Below are 8,971 nucleotides of genomic sequence, written 5' to 3' on the forward strand. Positions count from 1 at the left end.
GCGCGCCGTGTCGCCGCCGCCGTGGTCGGTCCAGGCGCAGGGCCCGGCGTGGAATTGGCCGCGCTCGCTGCGCTCGATGGCGCCGAGGCGGTGGTGCTGGACGCCGACGTGTTCAGCGCCTTCGCCGGCCGTGCGGACGAGCTTGCGGCCTCGATCCGGCGCGCGGGCGGCCGGCCCGTCGTGCTCACGCCCCACGAGGGCGAGTTCGCCCGGCTGTTCCCGGACCTCACCGCCGGCTCCAAGCTTGACTGGGCGCGGGCGGCGGCGGAGCGCATGGGCGCGGTGGTCGTGCTGAAGGGGGCCGACACGGTGGTCGCAGGTCCCGACGGCCGCGCGGCCATCGCCGACAACGCGCCGCCGACGCTTGCGACCGCAGGTGCGGGCGATGTGCTGGCGGGCTTCTGCGCCGGCTTCATCGCCCAGGGCATGCCGGCCTTCGAGGCGGCGGCCGCGGCGGTCTGGGTCCATGGAGAAGCGGCGGCCGGCTTCGGGCCGGGGCTGATTGCGGACGATCTTCCCAACGCTGCGCCGGCCGTTCTCGCGCGTCTTCTCGGATCGCCGAAGGATTCATGAATTTTTTGCTGCGCCCCGTGGCGTCCGTGATATAGAGGCGCCGCCTTGCGCGCCATGTCGGCGCCTGAGGCGCGACAGGCCCGGCGCGGGCGTGGTGGAACTGGTAGACACGCGGGATTTAGGTTCCCGTGGCGCAAGCCGTGGGGGTTCGAGCCCCTCCGCCCGCACCACAGCGTCGGCTCGATCGCCCGCCGCCATTCGTGACACCAGGCGCCGCGGGCGCGCGCTCCCAACAGGGTCAAGCGCAGCGCCGCGGCGGAAGATTCGAAGAGACCGACGCCCATGCAGGTGACGCAAACCCTCGATGAGGGCCTCAAGCGCGAGTTCAAGGTCGTCGTCCCCGCGCAGGACCTCGACGCCCGTCTGAACGAGCGTCTCGCGACGCTGAAGGACCGCGTCAACATCAACGGCTTCCGCAAGGGCAAGGTGCCGGTGGCGCACCTCAAGAAGCTCTACGGCAAGTCGGTGATGGCCGAGGTCGTCGAGGAGACCGTCGCCGAGGCGAACAAGAAGATCGTCGACGACAACGGCCTCAAGCTCGCCATGCAGCCGAAGATCACCCTGCCGCAGTCGCAGGAAGAGGTCGAGGGCGTGATCTCCGGCGCCGCCGACCTGTCCGTGACGGTCGAGCTGGAAGTGCTGCCGAAGATCGAGCTCAAGGACGTCGCCGAGCTGAAGCTCGAGAAGCTCGTCGCCGAGGTGACCGACGCCGAGGTCGACGAAGCGGTCGAGAACGTCGCCAAGCAGAACGTTCCCTACGTGGCCAAGGCCGAGGGCGAGGCCGCCGCGACCGGCGACCGCCTGACCATCGACTTTCTCGGCAAGATCGACGGCGAGCCCTTCGAGGGCGGCGCGGCCGAAGGCCAGCAGATCGAGATCGGCGCCGGCCGCTTCATTCCGGGCTTCGAGGAGCAGCTCGTCGGCGCCACGGCCGGCGAACAGCGCGTCCTCAACGTGACCTTCCCCGAGGAGTACGGCGCGGCCCATCTCGCCGGCAAGGCCGCGACCTTCGACGTGACCGTGACCGCCGTCGAGGCGCCGGGCGAGCTGAAGATCGACGACGAGCTCGCCAAGAGCCTCGGCCTCGACGATCTGGCGGCGCTCAAGGCCACCATCCGTGAGCAGATCGGCAATCAGTACGCCCAGGTCGCCCGCCAGAAGGTGAAGCGCGAGCTGCTGGACGCCCTCGACGCCCAGTACGACTTCGACCTGCCCCCGACGCTGGTGGAGCAGGAGTTCGACAACGTGTGGCGGCAGGTCGTCGCCGACCTCGAGCGCAGCGGCCGCAGCTTCGCGGACGAGGACACCACCGAGGACGACGCCCGCGCCGAGTATCGCAAGATCTCCGAGCGTCGCGTGCGTCTCGGCTTGGTTCTGGCCGAGATCGGCGAGAAGCACGAGGTCAAGATCACCGACGACGAGGTGACCCGCGCCCTGATCGAGCGCGCCCGCCAGTTCCCCGGCCAGGAGCGGCAGGTGTGGGACTTCTACCGTCAGAGCCCCGAGGCGCTGGCCGAGCTGCGCGCGCCGATCTTCGAGGACAAGGTCGTCGACCAGATCCTCGGTCAGGCGACCGTGACCGAGCGTCAGGTCTCCAAGGAGGAGCTGATGGCCGATCCGGACGCCGACGGGGCGGGTGAGAAGGACGCGGCCGCCACGTCCGGCGACGAGGGCAAGGCCGCCCAGCGCCGCGAGAAGCGCGCCGCCGCCAAGACGGCCGCGAAGGCCGAGGCCGCCGAGCCGACCACGGACGCCGAGCCCTCCGCTTGACGTCTCGCCCTCAGGGGCGTCCATTGCCGCGAGCCAAGCGCGCCGCGTCGCCGGATTCCGGTGGCGCGGCGCAGCCATCTTGAGGATGAGATTCGACGATGCGCGACTTTCAGGACCTGACCACCAACTTCCTGATCCCCATGGTGATCGAACAGACCAACCGGGGCGAGCGTTCGTTCGACATCTATTCGCGCCTGCTGAAGGAGCGAATCATTTTCCTCTCCGGACCGTTCAACGACGACATGGCGGCGGTGATCTGCGCCCAGCTGCTGTTCCTCGAGGCGGAGAATCCGAAGAAGGAGATCGCGCTCTACATCAACTCGCCGGGAGGCGTGGTGACGTCCGGCCTCGCGATCTACGACACCATGCAGTACATCCGCCCGGCGGTGGCGACGCTCTGCATGGGCCAGGCGGCCTCCATGGGCTCGTTCATCCTGATGGCCGGCGAGAAGGGGCTGCGCGCCGCGCTGCCGAACGCCCGCATCCTCGTGCACCAGCCCTCCGGCGGCTTCCAGGGGCAGGCGTCGGACATCGAGCGCCACGCCGAGGACATCGTGCGCATCAAGCGCCGCCTCAACGAGATCTATGTGAAGCACACCGGCCGCTCCTATGAGGAGATCGAGCGCACGCTCGACCGCGACACCATGCTGACCGCCGATCAGGCTCGGGATTTCGGCCTGATCGACCAGGTGGTCGAGCGCCGTCCGGGCGAGGGCGACGGAGACGCCGCCGGCGCCTGAGCCGGATGGCCGTCGCCGGCCTGTCATGAGCGCGACGCGCGGCTGTTGCCGCGCGCGTCCATCCGCGTATCATGGCCGGCGGCGTTGCGTCGCAGCCGCGCCGTCCCCATGTGACGGCGCCGATTGATTAAGCTCTCAATCGGCATATGACATCTGGATGAAGCGGCGGGGCACGGGCCGTCGGCTTCGACCCGAAAGGGGTGATATGATGAGCAAGGTCGGCGGCGGAGACGCCAAGAACACCCTCTACTGCTCCTTCTGCGGCAAGAGCCAGCACGAGGTGCGCAAGCTGATCGCGGGTCCGACCGTGTTCATCTGCGACGAGTGCGTCGAACTCTGCATGGACATCATCCGGGAGGAGAACAAATCCTCGCTGGTGAAGTCGCGCGACGGCATTCCCACGCCGAAGGAGATCCGCAAGGTTCTCGACGACTACGTCATCGGTCAGGACCACGCGAAGAAGGTGCTGTCGGTCGCGGTTCACAACCACTACAAGCGCCTGAACCACGCGACCAAGCACAACGACGTCGAGCTGGCGAAGTCGAACATCCTGCTGATCGGCCCGACCGGCTGCGGCAAGACCCTGCTCGCCCAGACGCTGGCCCGCATCCTCGACGTGCCGTTCACCATGGCCGACGCCACCACGCTGACCGAAGCCGGTTACGTGGGCGAGGACGTGGAGAACATCATCCTGAAGCTGCTTCAGGCCGCGGACTACAATGTGGAGCGCGCCCAGCGCGGCATCGTCTACATCGACGAGATCGACAAGATCAGCCGCAAGTCCGACAACCCGTCGATCACCCGCGACGTGTCCGGCGAGGGCGTGCAGCAGGCGCTGCTGAAGATCATGGAGGGCACCGTGGCCTCCGTGCCGCCGCAGGGCGGGCGCAAGCATCCGCAGCAGGAGTTCCTGCAGGTGGACACGACCAACATCCTGTTCATCTGCGGCGGCGCCTTCGCCGGCCTCGACAAGATCATCTCGTCGAAGGGGCAGGGCACCTCGATCGGCTTCGGCGCCAAGGTCAAGGCTCCGGACGATCGCCGCACCGGCGAGATCTTCCGCCATGTGGAGCCCGAGGACCTGCTGCGCTTCGGCCTGATACCTGAGTTCGTCGGCCGTCTGCCGGTGCTGGCGACGCTCGAGGATCTGGACGAGGAAGCGCTGAAGACCATCCTCACCGAGCCGAAGAACGCGCTTGTGAAGCAGTATCAGCGCCTGTTCGAGATGGAGAACGTGGAGCTGTCCTTCGCCGAAGAGGCGCTCACCGCGATCGCCCGCAAGGCGATCGAGCGCAAGACCGGCGCCCGCGGCCTGCGGTCGATCATGGAGCAGATCCTGCTCGACACCATGTTCGATCTGCCCGGCCTCGAAGGCGTGGAGCAGGTGGTCATCTCGGGCGAGGTGGCCGACGGCAAGGGCCGTCCGCTCTACATCTACGCCGACCGCGCCGGCGAGGTCGCGCCCGCGAGCGCCTGACGCCGACGCAGTCCTGTTTTCGGCGACGTTTCACGCCCGCGGCTCTGGCCGCGGGCGTTTTCGTTTTCGCGCGCCGCGGCGCCGAAGAGCCGGCGCGTCACGGCCCATTGACACCCCTCGGGCGCATGGCCACCTAATCGTCATGAAACGCGTGCATGGCGCTTCGCGTCACGTGCGCTCCCTCTTGGGCGGCCGCCCCGCGAGGCCTTAGGCTCGCAAGCGACGGCCGCGCCGAATCGAGACCTTGCGTCGTCCCTCGGGACGCTCGTCGGGGCTGGTGACAAGGATCCGAACATGACCACTTCGCAATCGCCTGCGCCCGACGCCCCCGGCGTCGACGTTCATCCGGTGCTGCCGCTGCGCGACATCGTGGTCTTCCCCCACATGATCGTGCCGCTGTTCGTCGGGCGCGAGCGCTCCATCCGCGCGCTGGAAGAGGTGATGAAGCAGGACCGCCCCATCCTGCTCGCCACCCAGAAGAACGCCACCGACGACGAGCCCGCGGCCGACGGCATCTACGACGTCGGCACGCTCGCCACCGTGCTGCAGCTGCTCAAGCTGCCCGACGGCACTGTGAAGGTGCTGGTCGAGGGCCAGGGCCGCGCGCGCGTGCTCGACTACACCGACCGGACCGAGTTTTTCGAGGCGCGGGTCGAGACCCTTGAGGATGTGATCGAGAAGCAGGTGGAGGTGGACGCGCTGTCGCGCTCCGTCATCTCCGACTTCGAGAACTACGTGAAGCTGAACAAGAAGGTCTCGCCCGAGGTGGTGAGCGCCGTCAGCCAGATCGACGATCCGTCCAAGCTCGCCGACACGGTCGCCTCCCATCTCGCGGTGAAGATCCCCGAGAAGCAGTCGGTGCTCGAACTCGCCAACGTGTTCGAGCGGCTGGAGAAGGTGCTCGCCCTGATGGAGAGCGAGGTCTCCGTGCTTCAGGTGGAGAAGCGCATCCGCACCCGCGTCAAGCGGCAGATGGAGAAGACCCAGCGCGAGTACTACCTGAACGAGCAGATGAAGGCGATCCAGAAGGAGCTCGGCGACGACGATGGCCGGGACGATTTGGCCGAACTCGAAGAGCGGATCGCCCGCACCAAGCTCTCCAAGGAGGCCCGCGACAAGGCTGACGCCGAGTTCAAGAAGCTGCGCCAGATGAGTCCCATGTCGGCGGAGGCGACGGTCGTCCGGAACTATCTGGACTGGCTGCTGTCGATCCCGTGGGGCGTGCGGAGCAAGGTCAAGAAGGACCTGGCCCAGGCTGAGACGCTGCTGGAATCGGAGCACTTCGGCCTTGAGAAGGTCAAGGAGCGGATCGTGGAGTATCTCGCGGTGCAGAGCCGCGCGAACAAGCTCACCGGCCCGATCCTGTGCCTCGTCGGCCCTCCCGGCGTCGGCAAGACCTCGCTCGCCCGCTCGATCGCCAAGGCCACGGGCCGCGAATATGTCCGCATGTCGCTCGGCGGCGTGCGCGACGAGGCGGAGATCCGCGGCCATCGCCGCACCTACATCGGCTCGATGCCCGGCAAGGTCATCCAGTCCATGAAGAAGGCGAAGAAGACCAACCCGCTCTTCCTGCTCGACGAGATCGACAAGATGGGCATGGACTTCCGCGGCGATCCGGCCTCCGCCCTGCTCGAGGTGCTGGACCCCGAGCAGAACTCCAGCTTCAACGACCATTACCTCGAGGTCGATTACGACCTGTCGAACGTGATGTTCGTGACGACGGCGAACACGCTGAACATCCCCCCGGCCCTGATGGACCGCATGGAGGTGATCCGCATCGCCGGCTACACCGAGGAGGAGAAGGTCGAGATCGCCCGTCGCCACCTGCTGCCCGAGATCTACGGCAAGCACGGTCTGGCGCCGAAGGAGCTGACGATCGAGCCCGACGCGCTGCTGGAGGTGATCCGGCGCTACACGCGGGAGGCGGGCGTCCGCAATCTGGAGCGCGAGCTGGCGAACCTCGCCCGCAAGGCGGTCAAGGTGCTGGTGCTCGACAAGACGCAGACCGCCGTGGTGGTCACGGCCGCGAACCTCGCCGACTACCTCGGCGTGCCGCGCTATCGCTACGGCGAGGCGGAGCTTGAGGATCAGGTCGGCGTGGTGACGGGCCTCGCCTGGACGGAGGTCGGCGGGGAGCTGCTGACGATCGAAGGCGTCATGATGCCCGGCAAGGGCCGCATGACGGTGACCGGCAACCTGAAGGACGTGATGAAGGAGTCCATCTCGGCGGCGGCGTCCTATGTCCGCTCCCGCGCCGTGGATTTCGGCGTGGAACCTCCGCTGTTCGACCGGCGGGATATCCACGTCCACGTGCCGGAAGGCGCGACGCCCAAGGACGGCCCGTCCGCCGGCATCGCCATGGTCACGGCCATCGTCTCGGTGGTGACCGGCATTCCGGTGCGCAAGGACATCGCCATGACTGGCGAGGTCACGCTGCGCGGCCGGGTGCTGCCGATCGGCGGCCTGAAGGAGAAGCTGCTCGCCGCGCTGCGCGGCGGCATCAAGACCGTGCTCATCCCGGAGGAAAACGCCAAGGATCTGGCGGACATCCCGGACAGCGTGAAGAACGGGCTTGAGATCGTTCCGGTGCGGGTGGTGGACGAGGTGCTGAGCCGCGCCCTGACCCGCAAGCCGGAGCCGATCGCCTGGGAGGAGGACCGCACGCCGCCTCCCGCCGCGGCCACGGAAGACGAGGGCGCGGGCCTGCGCGCCCACTGAACGATGATGGACCGGCGGCCCGCCAGACGAGCCGCCGGTCTCTTCTTTTGCGTCCCGCTGTGGCGCAGGCGGCGTGGAAACGTCGCAGTGCAGGCTGGAATCCGTACAAAATGAACGAAAACGGCGGACTGCGTCTTGCTCTTCCTGCCGTTTCGCGAAAATGTGCCGGGCTCGTTCAGGGGCGCGCGTCTCGCGCGATTCCCCTCAGCATGGAGGGAACGATGAACAAGTCCGATCTGATCGCCGAGGTCGCCGAGACCTCCGGTCTGACCAAGCTGGACGCCGCCAAGGCCGTGGACGCCACCTTCGACGCCATCATCTCGGCGCTCAAGAAGGGCGACGAGGTCCGTCTCGTCGGTTTCGGCACCTTCGCGGTGGTGAAGCGCGCCGCTGGCGTCGGCCGCAACCTGCGCACCGGCGAAACGATCAAGATCCCGGAATCCAACACCCCGAAGTTCAAGGCCGGCCAGGCCCTGAAGGACGCGGTCAACGCCTGATCGGACGCGACGGCGGGCGGCGCGTCATGCGCCCCCGCCCGTCGGCCGTTCGCATCGCCGCCGGCGCGTCTCGCGCCGGATCGGGCCGGGGCCGGGCGGTTAGCTCAGTTGGTAGAGCATCTCGTTTACACCGAGAGGGTCGGCGGTTCGAGCCCGTCACCGCCCACCAGCCGGTCTCCCACGACATTCCAGACCGGCGCCGTCCTTGGTCGGTCACGCGTTTCGCGGCGCGTCCGCGACAGCTGTCGGCGGCCGTTATGTGCGCCGTCCGGCCTTGCGCCATCCGCCGCGAACGAGCGGCGACGATCCGGCCGGGACCCTGCGCAGCCATGTTCCGCTTCATCCATTCGAGCGACCTGCATCTCGGCAAGCGCTTCGGCGCCTTTTCCGGCGATCTGCCGGGCCGGCTGCGTGAGGCGCGCCACGGGGTGATCGGCCGCCTCGCGCGTCATGCGCGGGAGCAGGGCGCGGACGCCATCCTTCTCGCCGGCGACACCTTCGACGCCGAAACGCCCGCGCCCGACGTGCGACGGCAGGCGCTGGCGGAAATGCGCGACCACGCGTCCATCCGCTGGGTGCTGCTGCCGGGCAATCACGATTCGCTGCAGGCGAGCCCGCTGTGGACGGCGCTTGGCGCCGAGGCGCCGGACAATGTGACGCTGGCTGTGGAGCCGAAGCCGATCCAGCTTGCAGACGGCGTCGTTCTGCTGCCCGCGCCCTGTACCACGCGCCGGCCCGGCCGCGACCTGACCGAATGGATGGACGGCGAGGCGACGCCCGAAGGCGCGCTTCGCATCGGGCTCGCTCACGGCGCGATCCACGGCTTCTCGGAAGAGCAGACCGCCGCCGACGTGATCGCGCCGGATCGCGCCCGCCGGGCGGGCCTCGCCTATCTGGCGCTCGGCGACTGGCACGGGCCGCTGGAGGTGGACGCGCGCACCCGTTACAGCGGCGCGCCGGAGCCGGACCGGTTCAAACATGACCGTCCGGGCGAGGCGCTGCTGATCGCGCTGGCCGGGCCGTCGGCGCTTCCCGAGGCGACGCGGCTTGAGACCGGCGATTTCGTCTGGCGCACGCTGCCGCTGCATCTGCTGGAAGGCGACGACCCCGAGGCGGCGCTCGCCGCGCTGCTGCCGGAGTCGGGACGCCGCCGGCGCACGCTCGCCCGCGTGGCCACGACCGGCTTCGCGCGTCTC

7 protein-coding genes and 2 tRNA genes are annotated in these 8,971 nt (G+C 68.5%); all 9 read left to right on the forward strand.

All coding sequences use genetic code 11. The annotated features are described in order from the left end of the window. Positions 1 to 573, forward strand: a 573-nt coding sequence (locus tag ACFQ4O_RS12175; RefSeq protein WP_378775963.1) for an ADP-dependent NAD(P)H-hydrate dehydratase, incomplete at its 5' end; no start/stop codon positions are given. Between the two features lie 85 nt (positions 574 to 658). Continuing rightward, positions 659 to 743, forward strand: a tRNA-Leu gene (locus ACFQ4O_RS12180). A gap of 112 nt (positions 744 to 855) precedes the next feature. After that, positions 856 to 2,343, forward strand: coding sequence for a trigger factor (tig, locus tag ACFQ4O_RS12185; RefSeq protein ID WP_378775964.1), 1,488 nt, complete (start codon positions 856 to 858; stop codon positions 2,341 to 2,343). Between the two features lie 98 nt (positions 2,344 to 2,441). Next, positions 2,442 to 3,083 carry an ATP-dependent Clp protease proteolytic subunit gene (locus ACFQ4O_RS12190; RefSeq protein ID WP_378775965.1) on the forward strand — a complete coding sequence of 214 codons (642 nt, stop codon included), beginning with the start codon at positions 2,442 to 2,444 and terminating at the stop codon, positions 3,081 to 3,083. A gap of 208 nt (positions 3,084 to 3,291) precedes the next feature. Further along, complete coding sequence (clpX, locus tag ACFQ4O_RS12195; protein WP_378775966.1) at positions 3,292 to 4,560, forward strand: ATP-dependent Clp protease ATP-binding subunit ClpX; 1,269 nt, start codon at positions 3,292 to 3,294, stop codon at positions 4,558 to 4,560. Positions 4,561 to 4,854: 294 nt separating this feature from the next. Continuing rightward, positions 4,855 to 7,278 (forward strand): endopeptidase La, encoded by a 2,424-nt coding sequence (lon, locus tag ACFQ4O_RS12200; RefSeq protein WP_378775967.1) that lies wholly within the window; start codon positions 4,855 to 4,857, stop codon positions 7,276 to 7,278. A gap of 221 nt (positions 7,279 to 7,499) precedes the next feature. Next, a complete protein-coding gene (locus tag ACFQ4O_RS12205; protein WP_378775968.1) occupies positions 7,500 to 7,775 on the forward strand; it encodes an HU family DNA-binding protein in 276 nt (91 codons plus the stop codon). Between the two features lie 93 nt (positions 7,776 to 7,868). After that, positions 7,869 to 7,944: transfer RNA gene (locus tag ACFQ4O_RS12210), tRNA-Val, on the forward strand. Between the two features lie 160 nt (positions 7,945 to 8,104). Next, the coding region (locus tag ACFQ4O_RS12215; protein WP_378775969.1) for a metallophosphoesterase family protein at positions 8,105 to 8,971 on the forward strand (867 nt) is incomplete at its 3' end.

It is taken from the genome of Methylopila musalis (assembly GCF_042679725.1).
In the GTDB taxonomy this organism is placed as follows: domain Bacteria; phylum Pseudomonadota; class Alphaproteobacteria; order Rhizobiales; family Methylopilaceae; genus Methylopila; species Methylopila musalis.

Excerpts from the sequence above, each read along its gene's own strand:
- ACFQ4O_RS12205 (WP_378775968.1), top strand. The coding sequence starts at position 7,500 with ATGAACAAGTCCGATCTGATCGCCGAGGTCGCCGAGACCTCCGGTCTG.
- tig (WP_378775964.1), top strand. The coding sequence starts at position 856 with ATGCAGGTGACGCAAACCCTCGATGAGGGCCTCAAGCGCGAGTTCAAG.
- clpX (WP_378775966.1), top strand. The coding sequence starts at position 3,292 with ATGAGCAAGGTCGGCGGCGGAGACGCCAAGAACACCCTCTACTGCTCC.
- lon (WP_378775967.1), top strand. The coding sequence starts at position 4,855 with ATGACCACTTCGCAATCGCCTGCGCCCGACGCCCCCGGCGTCGACGTT.
- ACFQ4O_RS12190 (WP_378775965.1), top strand. The coding sequence starts at position 2,442 with ATGCGCGACTTTCAGGACCTGACCACCAACTTCCTGATCCCCATGGTG.